The following is a 14,778-nucleotide window of genomic DNA, read 5'->3' as shown; positions in this document are numbered from 1 at the left end:
CTTTCGAGCAGGCCCAATCGAGCGCGGAAACTTGACAATCCGCCCAATAGCTGGGTTTGGAACGGTCCAACCTCAAAGTCGTACAGATTTACCCTCCGTACGCTAAAACCCGTACCAAGAATTTGACGGGGACAATCTGGAGGTAAACGAGTGGAATTCGATTCCAACAACCCGAACCAGCACAACCCGAACCAGCGAGAAGCCAAACCCAAACGCCGCAAGTGGAGCCGGCCGCGCGAGGGTCTGGGCGTCAGCCGCATCCAACACCAGTTCGCCGACCCACTCAAGGCCGACGGCGGCAATCCTTCGTATGTGGAATGGCTCAAGCGCCAATCGATGCTCGGGGATGCGAGCGTTATCGGCCGCGGGCTTTCCGGCCGCTCAAGCATGTGGCGAAACACCTACGCCATGCCCGACCCGCGTCGAGCACTCGCGGCCGCATCCGTCTGGTTCACCACCTATCCCGCCGCGCTCATCACCCGCGAGGAAGAATCCTTCATCGCCACCATTTCGCACGAAGACCTCTGGCAGGCCTTCGACACGATTGGGATTGGCGCAATCCACACCGGCCCGACGAAGAAGGCCGGCGGGCTCATCGGCTGGCAGTCCACCCCCAGCGTGGACGGTCAATTCGACCGCATCAGTACCCGCATCGCCGCCGAGTTTGGCAATGAAGCCGAATTTCAACACCTCGCCGATATCGCGGACCGTTTCGGCGGCATCATCATCGATGACATTGTGCCCGGACACACCGGTAAGGGAGCCGACTTCCGCCTCGCCGAAATGGCCTATAAGGACTATCCCGGCATCTACCACATGATCGAAATCCCGGAAGAGGACTGGGATATTTTGCCGGAAGTGCCCGAGGGCGGCGATTCGGTCAATCTCAGCCCCGCTGCCGAAGCACAGCTCACGCAAAAGGGGCACATCATCGGTTCGCTGCAGCGCGTGATCTTCTACGAGCCCGGCGTCAAAGAAACGAACTGGAGCGCGACGCGGGAGGTGCTCGGTGTTGAAGGCAAAGTGCGCCGCTGGGTCTACCTGCACTATTTCAAGGAGGGCCAGCCCACACTGAACTGGCTCGACCCCACGTTCTCGGCAATGCGGCTCGTGACCGGCGACGCCCTGCACTCGCTCGGCGACCTTGGTGCGAGCGCACTGCGACTCGACGCGAACGGATTCCTCGCGGCAGAGCGGGGCAATGACGGTCAGCCCGCGTGGTCCGAAGGTCACCCGCTATCCCACGCCGCGAACCAGTTCATTGCGAGCATGATCCGCAAGGTTGGCGGCTTCTCCTTCCAGGAACTCAACCTCACGATCGAAGATATTCGGGATGCGGGGCTCGCCGGGGCTGACCTCTCCTACGACTTCATCACCCGGCCCGGCTACCAGCATGCGCTTCTCACCGGCGACACCGAATTCCTGCGACTGGCCCTGCGCACCTCACTCGAGGCCGGCATCCAACCGGTCAGTCTCATCCACGGTATGCAGAACCACGACGAACTCACCTACGAGCTGGTGCACTGGGAATCGCGACACATGGATGACGAGTATGAGTTCCGCGACGAGGTGGTCACCGGCGCGGAACTCGCGCGCACGATCCGCAGCGAACTGGGCCAGGCACTTACCGGACACGGGATCGACTACAACCTCGTGTTCACCACGAACGGCATTGCCTGCACGATGTCGACCGTGGCCGCCGCATCCCTCGGCGTCACTGCCCTCGACCAGGTCCAAGGCGAGGCGGCCGAAGCGGTGAAGCGTGCGCATCTGCTGTTGGCCGCGTATAACGCCTGGCAGCCCGGTGCGTTTGCGCTCTCGGCCTGGGACATGCTGGGCGCCCTCACGGTGCCCAAGGAATCCGTTGCCCATCTCATCGAGGGCGGTGACACGCGCTGGATCGAGCGCGGTGCCATCGATCTGCTCGGGGTGAACCCCGACGCATCCGAATCGCGGGCCGGGCTCCCTCGTGCCAAGACGCTCTACGCACCGCTGCCAGAGCAGCTGGAGGATGAAGAATCCTTCGCTCGGCAGTTGTCCGAACTCATCACCTTGCGTGAGCGATACCGACTGCCCTTTGCCACGCAGGTTGATGTGCCGGATGTGTCGGATCCGGGACTCCTCGTGCTCGTTCACCGACTCGATGATGGCGACCCGTCGGCCGTCGAGGCGCCGCTGCAGATCACGGTGCTCAATTTCGCGAACCGGCCGATCGTGGGCACCATCCGTTCGGAAGAACTCCCGCCGCGACGGCTCGTGTCGAGCGCAATCGATAAAGAGACGATCGGTCGGGTGGATGATCTCCACAGCTTCCCGGTCAGTCTTGCGCCACACGAATTCCAGTTCTTCATCATTGGCAATGAGGATGTGCCGACCTCCGCGATCCCAATCATCGAGTTGAATGCGATGTGAGTCGATTTGTTACGTCTTATTCAGGAATGTGACGCCCGGAGGCGCTCGCACTTAACCTGACGTCGAAATCAGGGAAGACTGCATTGCAACTGAACGTGGCCCCGTACCTTGCCGGGCCGGAACGGACGGAGCAGCAACTTGGCGAACCGAATCATCCTCAACGCATTCGATATGACGTGCGTCTCGCACCAGTCTTCGGGCACCTGGCGCCACCCTGACAGTCAGGCGCACCGCTACAAGGACCTCGAATACTGGACGAACCTCGCACAGCTGCTTGAGCGTGGTCGCTTCGACTCCATTTTTATTGCGGATGTGCTGGGTACCTACGACGTGTATCGCGACTCGGTCTCTTCGGCACTTCGGGATGCGGACCAGACCCCGGTCAACGACCCGTTCTTCCAGGTGCCCGCCATGGCAGCGGTCACGAAGCACCTCGGTTTCGGCGTCACCTCGGCGACGACCTACGACCAGCCATTCAACCTCGCACGCAAGTTTGCGACGCTTGACCACCTCACCAAGGGCCGAGTCGCGTGGAACGTCGTGTCCTCCTACCTCAATAGCGCGGCCGTCAACCTGGGCTATGACAAGCAGCTCGCGCACGCGGACCGCTACGAGATCGCGGAAGAGTTCCTCGACGTCACCTACAAGCTTTGGGAAGGCTCGTGGGAAGAGGATGCGGTCGTATTCGATCGAGAGCGTGGTGTCTATACCGACCCGTCCAAGGTGCACCCGATCAACCACGAAGGCAAGTACTTCAAGGTCCCGGGCATTGCGATCACCGAACCCTCGCCGCAGCGCACGCCGGTAATCTTCCAGGCCGGGGCCTCGCCTCGCGGCCAGCGATTCGCCGCGAAGCACGGCGAAGGCGTGTTCATTTCGCCGGCTTCGCCCAAGGGCGCCCGGGTAATTTCAGACTCGGTTCGCGACCTCGCCGAGGAAGCAGGTCGTTCGCGCGATGACGTCAAGATTTTCGCGCTCGTGACAGTCATTGTCGACGAGACCGACCAAAAGGCCGAGGCGAAGTTCCGCGAATACTTGGAATACGCATCCCCTGAGGGCGTGCTCGCGCTCTACGGCGGCTGGACGGGCCTCGACTTCTCGCAGTTCGACCCCGAACAGATACTCGAAGCCGTGGACAACGACAGCCTGCGTTCGGCGCTCGCGTCGCTGACAACCCTCGACCCCGACCGCAAATGGACGGTGGACGACATCGTCAAGCAGCGCGCAATCGGCGGTATGGGCCCGGTCATTGTCGGTAGCCCCACCACCGTTGCTGACGAACTGGAACGTTGGGTTGATGAAGGCGGCATCGACGGCTTTAACTTTGCCTACGCAATCACTCCGGGAACCTTCGAGGACCTCGTCGAGTACGTCGTGCCCGAACTGCAGCGACGCGGCCGCGCGCAGACCGAGTACACCGGTTCGACACTGCGCGAAGCACTGCAAGGCGAGGGCCAGGTTCGCGTGAAGGACTCGCACCCCGCGGCACAGTACCGCGGTGCTTACGCGAACGCCCAGAGTGCGCTCGACGGTATCCTGCCCTCGCGCTTCGACACGGCAGAGCAACTGCAGCACTGAGCGGCGTGACACGCGGAACGCGGTTGTATACGAATTGTGACGCTCGAGATTGCAGAATCCGTGCATCGGAAGGAAACTGAGGAACATGACGATCGAGAACCAGGACGCCCCAGCGGTCTACATCCTCCACGAAAACCCCGAGTGGCTCCCGGCGCTTCGCACCGGTTTCGAGGCGGAAGGTGTTCCGGTTCGCGAACTTGAACTCACGAGTGGCTCGATTGACCTCGGTGCCGAACCACCGCAGGGTGTCTTCTGGTCCCGACTCAGCGCATCCTCACACACCCGCGGCAACGAGCACGCGAAAGAGTACGCGCGTGCGATTCTTCGCTGGCTCGAGTCACACGGCCGCCGGGTCGTGAACGGTTCGCAGGTGCTCGAACTTGAGGTCTCGAAGGTCGCACAGCACTCGGCGCTCGCAGCCGCCGGCCTCGACGTACCCAAGACCGTGGCCGTGTTCGGTAAGGATGCGCTGGTCGAGCGGGCTCGCGAGTTCGACCTCCCATTCATCACCAAGCACAATCAGGGTGGCAAGGGCCTCGGTGTGCGCCGCTTCGACAGCTACGAGGAATTCGACGAGTACGTCGCCTCGAGCGAGTTCGAAGAGCCCATTGACGGAATCACGCTGCTGCAGGAATATGTGCAGACCGCAGAGCCGTTCATTACGCGCGCCGAGTTCGTCGACGGCCAATTCCTCTATGCGGTTCGCGTGGACACCTCCGCGGGCAGCTTCGAGCTGTGCCCTGCCGAAGCCTGCGCGGTGCCGGAGACCGAAGGCGCATCGATCGACCTCGCCAACCTCACCGTCGCATCTGCCGAAATCGGCGGTTTCGTGGCAGCGGCAGCCGCCTGCGATGTGCCGGCAGACAGCGGGATGTTCCGCATCCGTCCCGAAATCACTGCCGAGACGCCGCTCATCCAGAAGCTTGTTGCGTTCCTTGCGGAGCAGCGGATCGAAGTTGCAGGCATTGAGTTCTTTGAAACTGCCGACGGCCGCGTGATTGTCTACGACGTGAACACCAACACGAACTACAACCCCGATGTTGAGGCCTCGCTCGAGGTGTCCGGTGCTCGCGCCGTTGCACGGGCCCTCGGCCGAGAGCTTGCCGCACTCGCCGAGCCCGCTCAGGTCTGAGCCGCACCAGTTCGGCCCGCTCAGCCCTGAACCTCACCGATTCATCCCTCCGGTCTGTTGCTCGCAAGTGAATCCCACCCGGCTCCCGCGCCTTCGAGTCCCGACCGCGCCAGCTCGGGCCAACCACAATATTCATCCTCCAACTCAAGAAAAGAAGATCTCACAATGCGTTTTGGTTACTGGACCGCGATCACCGACAGCTGGCTGCGAAACGTCGACGACACGTTCGCTTTTGACCTCCCCGCGCAGCGTCAGATCGCGCAGGACGCCGAGCGCGTCGGATTCGACATCACGCTCGTTCCCGAACTGAATCTCAGCGACATCAAGGGCAATGAGGGTCCGGTGCTGGATGCGTGGACCCTCGCCTCGGCGTTGGTCGCATCCACCGAGACACTCGAGATCATGGCTGCCATTCGACCGATCTACCACCGACCGGTGCAGCTCGCGGCGAAGCAAGCCGCGACCCAGCAGTACCTCTCGAACGGTCGATTTAGCCTCAACATCGTGTCCGGTTGGTGGGCCGAGGAAGCACGCCAGTACGGCATCGAGTTCCCCGAGCACGACGACCGCTACGAGTTCACTGCCGAGTATGTGCACGCGCTCAAGGCTCTCTGGAACCAGTCGCCGGTGAACTTCGATGGCAAGCACATCCAGATCAAGGACACCTACCTTGAGCCCAAGCCGCAGCCAGCCCCGCATATCTTCGCGGGTGGCGAGTCTGAGGCGGGCCGCGCATCCATCACCACCTACGCCGACTCCTACGTGACCCACGGTGGCACGGTCGAAGAGTTGCGCGAGAAGATCGAAGACATGCGCGGTCGTCGCGAGCGCGCCGGTCTCGAGCCGTTCGCGAACTACGGCATGGCGGCGTTCGTGATTGTCCGCGATACCGAGGAAGAGGCGCGCGCCGAGTACGAGCGCATTACCAACGTCTCCGAGGGATCAAAGGGCTACGAGTCTTACCAGGACTTCATCTCCAAGTCGCAGCTCAACGTCAACGTCTCGCTCGAGGACTACTCGGTGTCGAACCGCGGCCTGCGCCCGAACTTCGTCGGTACGCCTGAGCAGGTTGCCGAGCGCATCCTCGCCTTCGAGGAAGCGGGGCTTGACCTGCTGCTCTTGCAGTTCGGGAACCCGGCCGAGGACATCGTGCGCTTTGGTGAGCAGGTCATCCCGCTCGTGAACCGCGAACGACAGGCAGTCGGCGCGTAGCTGCCGCGCTCTGTGGTGCGCTGCGCGCTGTGTGCTGGGCCGCGCTGCGTGCCGCGCTGCGCTGTGTGCTGGGCCGCGCTGCGCTTAGCGTCCGTGCGGACACAATCGATGCCCGCACGCTGCAGCTGTTCCCCCGAAATCCCGTTTGGGGTTTGAGAGCCGTCGATGTCCCCTGATAAGGCGACATCTCTTCCGCTCAGACCCCAATCGGGATTTTTGCGTTGGGGGAGAACCGTGTTGGCAAGCAGAACTGGACGTACCGCCCACGATCACCGCGTACTTACGACCTGGTGCGTGCTTTGGGCGAGCACCCACTAGCGCCAGGGTCGGTAGGGATCCTTCCCCGCGCCCCAGAGCTTCGACATTCTGTCGGCATCAATCGGTCGGTAGCTGGCAGTGGTGAGTGTGCCGTCCTTCTCGTTGAAGGTCGGCCCGGGGCGTTCATGGGTCCATGCGCGGCCATCAGCGACCACCTCGGTGACAAACAGCATCCGCGGCGTTCCCTTACCACGAAGTAGTTCAACAATATTTCCCGCGGCAATCGCGTCGACGAATGCGGAGAGCGCCGACACCGATTCCACTGTGTCGGCAACATACCAATGGCCCTCACCGGCATGGATTGAGATTCCCGCACTGTCGAGACCGGTTCGTTCCCAGTGCACCTCCGAAGCGCGGTCGGCGAATGGCCGAACGGACACGGCTCGGCCACCATCTGCGATTTGGATATCTGCGATTTGCCCGAATTGGGATCGCACGCGCTCGGACAGTTCAGCCAGCTGCGCGCCGACCGCATCGGCCATGCCCACAGCCTCGCGCCTCGCTCGAGCAGGATCGGGGGAGTCGTAGTCCCGGAACTCAGGCAGCTCACTCTGCGCCGAAACCTCAAGAGTGACCCCGAACGCAAGCTCATCGCCAGCCTGATACACGTAATCGGGGTCGAGGTCGAAGACATCGGCTCCCGCAACCTGCAACGAGCCGGGCGATCCCACAGCGGGCTCCCGCCGATACTGCACGCCGAGCACTCGAGTAACCCGACCCCGCACCTGACCCACGGGGACTCCAGGAGGATATATGCCATCGTGCTCTTCGATGAATCGAGGATGCGCGTTGGCGGGAGTGGTCGCGGGGTCGAGCGCGATTATTTCCCAGTCCACGGTGTCACCGATTTGCGGGCGATCACCGACGCAGGCGGAGAAACACGCCCCCAAGAACACATCAATGAGCACGGTCATGAGAGTGACTGTAACGGACCACTATTGCGGCGGCTGGTGCGGAGCTGGTCCCGACATCGGCCGCGGCTGAAAATCATCGGGCGGGCTGAACCGCTGCGAAGACATCTGTCGCATCTGCTGGTCACGCTGCCAGAGGTCGATTGACTGCGGCGTCGAGCCGGGCTCCTCGGGACCAAGCGCCTGCACCGACACCGCCGTGCCGTAGGCACAGACCTCGGTCCACTGGCCCGCAATCTCACTCGTATCGAAACGCATCGCGATGATGGCGTTCGCTCCGCGCCGCTGTGCATCCCCGACCATCCGCCCCATCACTTCGAGCCGCGACTCGTGCAGCAACTGCGTGAACTCACTGATCTCGCCGCCGCCAAGCGACTTCCAACTCGCGGTCCAGGACGCGCCGAAATCGCGAGCGCGCACCGTCAGCCCCATTACTTCACCGTGAATGGCGAGGATGCGAAACCCGGGAATCTCATTCGTCGTAACGATAATCACATGGCAATTGTGCGCCGCGAGCTGCCGCAATTGTGCTGGATCAGGGAGATATCCGCACTCCGGATGACGCGGCTCACCGTGCACTCAACCTGCGTGGCTACGCTCGCGAGCATGACCACTCAACGCAACCTCGCATCCGTACAAATTGGTTTTGGCACGTCGCCGCTCAAGGGCGACGAAGCGACCAAAGCTGTCGAATCGGCGCTCGCAGTCGGCTACCGACTCATCGACACCGCCACGAAATACGAAAACGAGGAGGCAGTCGGCCGTGCCATCGCGGCAAGCGGGATTCCTCGCGAAGAGATTCTCGTGCAGACGAAGCTGCGCGGTCATGACCACGGGGATGTGCGCGGGGCGCTGGAGCGCAGCCTCGAGTGGCTCGGCGTCGAGTACCTCGATTCGTGGATGATCCACTGGCCGCTGCCGATGGTGGGGCTGTACCCGAAGGCGTTCGAGCAGATGGCGTTGGCGCAGGAAGAAGGGCTTGTTCGTGAGCTTGGTGTATCGAACTTCTTGCCCGAGCACCTGGATGCGGTGAAGGAGGCGACGGGTCTCGTTCCGGCAGTTGACCAATTGCAGTTCGATCCCGGACTCACGCGTCCGGAGCTGCGTGCGGAGCTCACCACACGGGGGATCCAAGCGCAGTCCTGGTCGCCACTCGCCCGCGGTGGGGAAGTGCTTAATGCGAAGCCGGTGGTGGAAGTTGCCCTCGCACGTGGCATCACGACGGGGCAGACAATTTTGGCGTGGCACCACTCGCTTGGGATCGTGCCCATTGCGCGGTCGACGAATGCACAGCGTCAGCGAGAGAACCTCGAGGCTGTCAAAATCGAACTGACCGCTGAGGAGATGACCAAGATCTCCTCGCTTCCGCAGCGAGGGCTCGGGGACTTTGACCCACGCACGCGCGACGAACGGTAGCGCAGAAACTCCGGTACCACCTGGAGTTTCTCAAGCTGAACAAACTCCAAATTGACTTTGAATTGAATGCTGTGGCAGGATAGTGGAGTTGTCAGCGCGGCCCCATCGTTTAGCGGCCTAGGACACCGCCCTCTCACGGCGGCAGCGCGGGTTCAAATCCCGCTGGGGTCACCAACCTGACAAAGCCCGGATCGAAAGATTCGGGCTTTGTTTGTCTCAGCTGCACGTCTCGAGACCCGAAGCGTTCAGAGGTCTTTGAGTCGCTTTCGCCAGTATCCAGGGCGGCGTCTCTCGTGCGCGTAAGCGACAACGACAACTTCATCGTCGCGGACAAAGAAAATGATGCCGTAGGGGAATACAACGGTGCCCTTGAGGCGAAGACGAGGGCTGCGTTGGTGACCACGATAGAGCGGCGCGGAATCTGGCCACTCTCTGATGAAGTCGACGCCGTTGTCGAGGTCATCCGCCAAGCGGTCGCCCAGCCCGGATTCCTGGTCGTCGTGCGATGCGAGGGCGTCGAGATATTCCTCGCGAGCGGCGGGGTGCTCGCGCCAGCGCAACAGGCTCACTTGCGGCGAGCCGCCAACATTGCACGGGCTATACGGCGGGTTTCTTCGCCATCAACGAGTTCGACCTTGCCAGTCAGAAACTCTTCTACCCGAACTTCTATCTCTTCATCCCATGCGGCGTCGACTTCCGCTTGCTCGGCGTCACTGATCTGTTGGAGGGCAAGAGCCGCAATCTCGCGCTCATCCGCAGAGAGGTTTCGGCCCGCTGCGATGTAATCTGCGAGGTTTGGTGTCATGCCGAAATTCTACCGCTGAGGCCTGACTTTCGGCGGTAAAGTTCGCTGCAGTCTCAGCCCGCTGTTGATCGGGCGGGTTGAGGTGCCCCTATAACTCTTGAAGGACTACCGAAAGAGCGGTTTACCACTTTCACGAAAGTAGTAAACCGCGTTTTCGGTGGTATCGGGGTGTGTGGTATCGAGGTTAGCGGTGTTCGAAGGATGCGGGGCTGCGGGATGCGGGGATGCGGCGATGCGGCGAGGCGGGGCAGCGGGGACGCGGGGCATCGGGGCAGCGGGGCATCGAGGCAACGGGGCAGCACTTTTCCCGCCTGCGCCGCGCGTTGTTTCACGAGTGTTAATATCGCAGCCGCAATTGTCTTGGCGCGGGACTCGTTCCACGTTGAGCGAGCAGGTAGAGTTGCCCGGTACGAAAAACAGGGGGGACCAGTGACTACTGAGGTCAACGCGACCGTCGCGACCTGCGCGGGCGAACTCGAGCTGCGGGCCTCTGTGGCGAGCGATGTCGGAGCTGTTCGCGCAGTGAACGAAGACTCGGTCTTCGCTAGGCCCCCGGTCTTCCTCGTTGCCGATGGCATGGGTGGCCACGCATACGGCGATCGCGCGAGCCAAGAACTCGTTGCAGCCTTCGACGACCACTTCACCGAGGCTGCCCCCACGCATCCTGCCGAGGTGCTCCGCGCTATTGACGAAGCGAATAAGCGCGTTCAGCAGCTTGTCACCGAGGAAGACGGCCCCGGCGCAGTCGCGGGCACAACACTGTCAGGGATCGCGCTCGTCGAGGTGGCACCGAACGACGACGCGGATGTTGCCCCGCACTGGATGATTTTCAACATCGGTGATTCGCGGGTGTACGGGTGGAATGGTCGCGATGTTGTGCAGATCACGGTCGACCACTCGGCGGTCCAAGAACTGGTGTCGCTCGGCGTGATCACTGCCGAAGAAGCGCTCGTTCACCCAGACCGAAACGTCATCACCCGTGCGGTCGGCTCCGAACCCGACATCGATACTGACCTGTGGCTCATGCCGGTACAGGGGCACCAGGTATTCGTGGTGTGCTCGGACGGCCTCACGAAAGAACTCGACGACCGCCTCATTTCGGACACGATCCGCACCTACATGCTTGCCGAAGCGCCCGAAACCTCGCTCTCAGAAACCCTCGTCCACCTCGCAGTTCGCCTTGGCGGGCGCGACAACGTGAGCGTCGTGGCACTCGAGTCGAATGCACTCGGACGCGAGGGCGTCGAAACGCCCGCTGGCGAATAGTTCTCTCGCTCGCGTTGGTGTGAAGTCGCTCGCGCCTGCGTGAACCAACCAATCCGCTAAACGTTCGAGGATCGGCAGGGCACCGCACGGAATGTTCCAACTCTTCATCGGGGAACTCCGCAGGGGAATAGGGTATTGAGCCCCGGTGTTACCATTGGCAGCACCCGAGTGCTGGGCTATGAGAGCACCGAAATGCACCCGCTCCCGCCCTCTCGATCAGGAGAACTGCCAAGAAATGACGACCAATATCAAGGGATCTGCGCCCAAAACGCTGCCAGAAAAAGTATGGGATGCGCACGTTGTAAAGCGTGGCGAGGACGGCACCCCGGACCTTATCTACATCGACCTCCACATCATGCACGAGGTCACGAGCCCGCAGGCCTTTGACGGTCTTCGTCAGGCCGACAGGCCTTTTCGTCGCACCGACCTCACGATCGCAACGGAAGACCACAACACCCCGACGGTCGACATCCTCAATCGCATTGCGGATGACACCTCGCGCACGCAGATCGAGACCCTGCGCCGCAACGCGGAAGAATTTGGCGTCCGCCTGCACTCGCTCGGCGACCGCGAGCAGGGCATCGTGCACGTCGTCGGGCCGCAGCTTGGGCTGACTATGCCGGGCATCACCGTGGTGTGCGGTGACTCGCACACCTCCACGCACGGCGCATTCGGTGCGATGGCTTTCGGTATCGGAACCTCCGAAGTCGAACACGTGATGGCCACGCAAACCCTGCCGCTCAAGCCCTTCAAAACCATGGCCGTCAATGTGGACGGTACGCTCCGCCCAGGAGTGACTGCGAAGGACATCATTCTCGCCGTGATCGCGAAGATCGGTACCGGTGGCGGTGCAGGCTACGTGCTCGAGTACCGTGGTTCGGCGATCCGATCGCTGTCGATGGACGGTCGCATGACCATCTGCAATATGTCCATTGAAGCGGGCGCCCGAGCGGGCATGGTTGCTCCTGACGAGACCACCTATGAGTACCTCAAGGGCCGGGCCCACGCTCCCCAAGGTGAGGATTGGGACGAGGCAGTCGAATACTGGAACACCCTGAGCACCGACGAAGGCGCAGAGTTCGACACCGAGATTTATATCGATGCGGATGCGCTCGAGCCGTTTGTGACCTGGGGCACCAACCCGGGTCAGGGCGTCCCGCTGTCGAGCGCCGTGCCGGCTCCCGAAGACTTCAGCGACCCGAGCGAAAAGAGTGCCGCATCCCGCGCACTTGAGTACATGGACCTCGAAGCGGGAACTCCGATGAAGGAGATTAAGGTCGACACGGTGTTCATGGGTTCGTGCACGAACTCGCGCATCGAAGACCTCCGCGCTTTTGCGAGCATCATCGATGGCCAGAAAATGGCCGAGGGCCTGCGCGTGATGGTGGTTCCGGGCTCAGCTCGCGTCCGCCTGCAGGCAGAAGCTGAAGGCATCGACAAGATTGTGAAGGACTTCGGCGCCGAGTGGCGTTTCGCCGGCTGCTCAATGTGCTTGGGAATGAACCCGGACCAGCTCGCTCCCGGGGAGCGTTGCGCATCCACTTCGAACCGAAACTTTGAGGGACGCCAGGGTAAGGGCGGCCGCACACACCTGGTGTCGCCACTCGTTGCCGCAGCCACCGCGATTCGCGGTACGCTGTCGAGCCCCTCAGACCTCGACCGGGTTTCCGACGAACAGAATGCAGAGGCGGTTGCCTAATGGAAAAGATCAATAACATTGTCGGGCCTGCGGTGCCGCTGCGCCGATCCAACGTCGATACCGACCAAATCATCCCCGCCGTATTCCTTAAGCGAGTGACGAAGACCGGCTTCGAGGACGCGCTCTTCTCGAGCTGGCGACAGGACCCGGACTTCATCCTGAACCAGCCCGCGTACGCGAACCCGAAAGTCCTTGTCGTCGGGCACGACTTCGGCACCGGCTCCAGCCGCGAGCACGCAGTCTGGGCGCTCAAGGACTTCGGCTTCCGCGCCGTATTCGGCTCCCGCTTCGGCGAAATCTTCCGCGGCAACTCTGGGAAACAGGGCCTACTCGTCGGTGTGCTCAAAGAAGACGAAATTGAGCAGCTGTGGCAGGCCATCGAAGCGAACCCCGGAGTTGAAGCCCAGGTGAGCCTCGAAAACAAAACCGTGTCGATTGGTGACGTAAGCTTCTCGTTTGAGATTGATGACTATACGCGTTGGCGCCTCATGGAGGGGCTTGACGATATCGCCCTCACGCTTCGCGATGAGGACGCCATAACTGCGTTTGAACGCAGCCGACCAGCATGGATGCCCAAGACGATTCCGGCACTTGCCGATACCGAGCCGGGTACCCTCGCTGGAGAACTTATTGAACTGTCGGGAGGTACCCGCGAGTGACCACTACTAATTCGGATTCCGCGCAGGCCACGAAATTTGTTGGCGTGAACGCCGAGACCATCACATTCAACGGCGGTCAGCCGCTCAACGGCCGCCTTGAAGTCCGCGGCGCCAAGAACTTCGTCACGAAGGCAATGGTTGCGGCGCTCTTAGGCGACCAACCGAGCGTGCTGCGCAACGTCCCCGACATCTCCGATGTACGCGTCGTCGCGGGGCTCCTTTCCGTCCATGGCGTCAAGATCGAACGCGATATTGAAGCGGGCGAACTGCACCTTGACCCGTCGAAGGTCAAGATCGCGCACATGGCTGAGATCAACGCGCACGCGGGCTCGAGCCGCATCCCGATTCTGTTCTGTGGACCGCTGTTGCACCAGCTCGGCGAGGCCTTCATCCCAGACCTCGGTGGCTGCCGCATCGGTGACCGACCAATTGACTTCCACCTTTCGGCGCTCCGCTCCTTTGGTGCGGTAGTCGACAAGCTACCCGAGGGCATCCGGCTGACGGCCCCGAACGGGCTGCGCGGCGCGAAGATCAACCTTGATTACCCATCGGTTGGTGCGACGGAACAGGTCTTGCTGACGGCAGTGCGCGCCCAGGGAATGACCGAGATTTCGAACGCCGCGACCGAACCCGAAATTCTGGACCTCATCAATGTGCTCCAGAAAATGGGTGCCATTATTTCCGTGGATGCTGACCGCGTGATCCGCATTGAGGGAGTCGACCGACTCGGTGGTTACGACCACTTCTCGATCTTCGACCGGAACGAAGCAGCAAGCTGGGCCGCAGCGGCGCTCGCCACTAAGGGCGACATTTTTGTGGGCGGCGCGAAGCAGTCCGAAATGCTTACCTTCCTCAACGTGTTCCGCAAGGCTGGCGGCCACTTCGAGATCCACGACGACGGCATTCGCTTTACCCACCCGGGCGATGCGCTCAAGCCAGTCGTGATCGAAACGGATGTTCACCCCGGCTTCATGACGGACTGGCAGCAGCCACTCGTGGTCGCGCTGACGCAGGCTCCCGGCGTGTCCATCGTGCACGAAACCGTGTATGAGCAGCGCTTCGGGTTTACGGATGCACTGGTCAAGATGGGTGCGACAATCGAGCTCCACCGAGAATGCCTCGGTGGTCAAAAATGCCGATTCGGTCAGCGAAACTTTGTGCACTCGGCGGTCATTTCTGGGCCGACGCAGATGCACGGCGCCGAAATCGTCGTCCCTGACCTGCGTGGCGGCTTCAGCCATCTCATCGCAGCGCTCATGGCCGATGGCGTATCGCGTGTTTCCAACGTTGGGATTATCGCCCGCGGGTACGAGAACTTCCTCGTGAAGCTGGAGACTCTCGGCGCTGACTTCACCGTCGAAAGCTAGGTA

The 14,778-nt window shown here is 61.8% G+C and carries 13 protein-coding genes and 1 tRNA gene; 10 read left to right on the top strand and 4 right to left on the bottom strand.

Annotation, left to right across the window (positions count from 1 at the left end; genetic code table 11):
• Positions 1 to 150 precede the first annotated feature (150 nt).
• The 4 genes from treS to ACTHXA_RS06750 all read left to right on the top strand — a co-directional run bounded on the left by treS (position 151) and on the right by ACTHXA_RS06750 (position 6,334).
• A complete protein-coding gene (gene treS, locus ACTHXA_RS06765) occupies positions 151 to 2,412 on the top strand; it encodes a maltose alpha-D-glucosyltransferase (RefSeq protein WP_441670664.1) in 2,262 nt (753 codons plus the stop codon).
• A 138-nt stretch (positions 2,413 to 2,550) separates the two neighbouring features.
• Positions 2,551 to 3,990 carry an LLM class flavin-dependent oxidoreductase gene (locus tag ACTHXA_RS06760; protein WP_441670662.1) on the top strand — a complete coding sequence of 480 codons (1,440 nt, stop codon included), beginning with the start codon at positions 2,551 to 2,553 and terminating at the stop codon, positions 3,988 to 3,990.
• Between the two features lie 85 nt (positions 3,991 to 4,075).
• Positions 4,076 to 5,122 carry an ATP-grasp domain-containing protein gene (locus ACTHXA_RS06755; protein ID WP_441670660.1) on the top strand — a complete coding sequence of 349 codons (1,047 nt, stop codon included), beginning with the start codon at positions 4,076 to 4,078 and terminating at the stop codon, positions 5,120 to 5,122.
• Positions 5,123 to 5,287: 165 nt separating this feature from the next.
• Entirely contained in the window at positions 5,288 to 6,334 is a 1,047-nt protein-coding gene (locus ACTHXA_RS06750; RefSeq protein WP_441670658.1) for an LLM class flavin-dependent oxidoreductase, read from the top strand.
• A 314-nt stretch (positions 6,335 to 6,648) separates the two neighbouring features.
• Here the strand turns inward: ACTHXA_RS06750 and ACTHXA_RS06745 are convergent, their stop codons facing one another.
• Both ACTHXA_RS06745 and ACTHXA_RS06740 read right to left on the bottom strand, forming a co-directional pair.
• On the bottom strand, positions 6,649 to 7,566 hold the full coding sequence (locus tag ACTHXA_RS06745; protein WP_441670656.1) for a hypothetical protein: 918 nt from the start codon (positions 7,564 to 7,566) through the stop codon (positions 6,649 to 6,651).
• A 21-nt stretch (positions 7,567 to 7,587) separates the two neighbouring features.
• Complete coding sequence (locus ACTHXA_RS06740) at positions 7,588 to 8,058, bottom strand: YbjQ family protein (RefSeq protein ID WP_441670654.1); 471 nt, start codon at positions 8,056 to 8,058, stop codon at positions 7,588 to 7,590.
• Positions 8,059 to 8,169: 111 nt separating this feature from the next.
• Here ACTHXA_RS06740 and ACTHXA_RS06735 point away from each other — a divergent pair, with 111 nt between their 5' ends.
• Positions 8,170 to 8,979 carry an aldo/keto reductase gene (locus ACTHXA_RS06735; RefSeq protein WP_441670652.1) on the top strand — a complete coding sequence of 270 codons (810 nt, stop codon included), beginning with the start codon at positions 8,170 to 8,172 and terminating at the stop codon, positions 8,977 to 8,979.
• A gap of 98 nt (positions 8,980 to 9,077) precedes the next feature.
• Positions 9,078 to 9,153: transfer RNA gene (locus tag ACTHXA_RS06730), tRNA-Glu, on the top strand.
• A gap of 71 nt (positions 9,154 to 9,224) precedes the next feature.
• Here the strand turns inward: ACTHXA_RS06730 and ACTHXA_RS06725 are convergent.
• Together ACTHXA_RS06725 and ACTHXA_RS06720 are read right to left on the bottom strand one after the other, a co-directional pair.
• Positions 9,225 to 9,548, bottom strand: coding sequence for a hypothetical protein (locus ACTHXA_RS06725; RefSeq protein WP_441670650.1), 324 nt, complete (start codon positions 9,546 to 9,548; stop codon positions 9,225 to 9,227).
• The gene (locus ACTHXA_RS06720; RefSeq protein ID WP_441670648.1) at positions 9,545 to 9,784 is read right to left on the bottom strand and encodes an addiction module protein; all 240 of its coding nucleotides are present in this window, start codon (positions 9,782 to 9,784) and stop codon (positions 9,545 to 9,547) included. The genes ACTHXA_RS06725 and ACTHXA_RS06720 overlap by 4 nt, the downstream gene beginning before the upstream one ends.
• Positions 9,785 to 10,213: 429 nt before the next feature.
• On the opposite strand from ACTHXA_RS06720, the gene ACTHXA_RS06715 reads away from it, so the two are divergent.
• From ACTHXA_RS06715 to murA, 4 genes are all read left to right on the top strand, one after another.
• The gene (locus ACTHXA_RS06715) at positions 10,214 to 11,050 is read left to right on the top strand and encodes a PP2C family protein-serine/threonine phosphatase (protein ID WP_441670646.1); all 837 of its coding nucleotides are present in this window, start codon (positions 10,214 to 10,216) and stop codon (positions 11,048 to 11,050) included.
• A gap of 235 nt (positions 11,051 to 11,285) precedes the next feature.
• Entirely contained in the window at positions 11,286 to 12,749 is a 1,464-nt protein-coding gene (gene leuC, locus ACTHXA_RS06710) for a 3-isopropylmalate dehydratase large subunit (RefSeq protein ID WP_441670644.1), read from the top strand.
• Entirely contained in the window at positions 12,749 to 13,408 is a 660-nt protein-coding gene (gene leuD / locus ACTHXA_RS06705) for a 3-isopropylmalate dehydratase small subunit (protein WP_441670642.1), read from the top strand. The genes leuC and leuD overlap by 1 nt, the downstream gene beginning before the upstream one ends.
• 44 nt (positions 13,409 to 13,452) lie before the next feature.
• On the top strand, positions 13,453 to 14,775 hold the full coding sequence (murA, locus tag ACTHXA_RS06700) for a UDP-N-acetylglucosamine 1-carboxyvinyltransferase (RefSeq protein ID WP_441670891.1): 1,323 nt from the start codon (positions 13,453 to 13,455) through the stop codon (positions 14,773 to 14,775).
• Positions 14,776 to 14,778 lie beyond the last annotated feature (3 nt).

Origin of the sequence: Gulosibacter sp., from assembly GCF_052090685.1 — a bacterium.
Lineage (GTDB): Bacteria > Actinomycetota > Actinomycetes > Actinomycetales > Microbacteriaceae > Gulosibacter.
The sequence above is the reverse complement of the archived record's forward strand: the minus strand, read 5'-3'. Positions and strand labels throughout refer to the sequence as shown.

What these genes read in the sequence shown, in the direction of transcription:
- ACTHXA_RS06755 (WP_441670660.1), top strand. Translation starts at nt 4,076, where the DNA reads ATGACGATCGAGAACCAGGACGCCCCAGCGGTCTACATCCTCCACGAA.
- leuD (WP_441670642.1), top strand. Translation starts at nt 12,749, where the DNA reads ATGGAAAAGATCAATAACATTGTCGGGCCTGCGGTGCCGCTGCGCCGA.
- ACTHXA_RS06745 (WP_441670656.1), bottom strand. Translation starts at nt 7,566, where the DNA reads ATGACCGTGCTCATTGATGTGTTCTTGGGGGCGTGTTTCTCCGCCTGC.
- ACTHXA_RS06735 (WP_441670652.1), top strand. Translation starts at nt 8,170, where the DNA reads ATGACCACTCAACGCAACCTCGCATCCGTACAAATTGGTTTTGGCACG.
- ACTHXA_RS06750 (WP_441670658.1), top strand. Translation starts at nt 5,288, where the DNA reads ATGCGTTTTGGTTACTGGACCGCGATCACCGACAGCTGGCTGCGAAAC.
- leuC (WP_441670644.1), top strand. Translation starts at nt 11,286, where the DNA reads ATGACGACCAATATCAAGGGATCTGCGCCCAAAACGCTGCCAGAAAAA.
- ACTHXA_RS06720 (WP_441670648.1), bottom strand. Translation starts at nt 9,784, where the DNA reads ATGACACCAAACCTCGCAGATTACATCGCAGCGGGCCGAAACCTCTCT.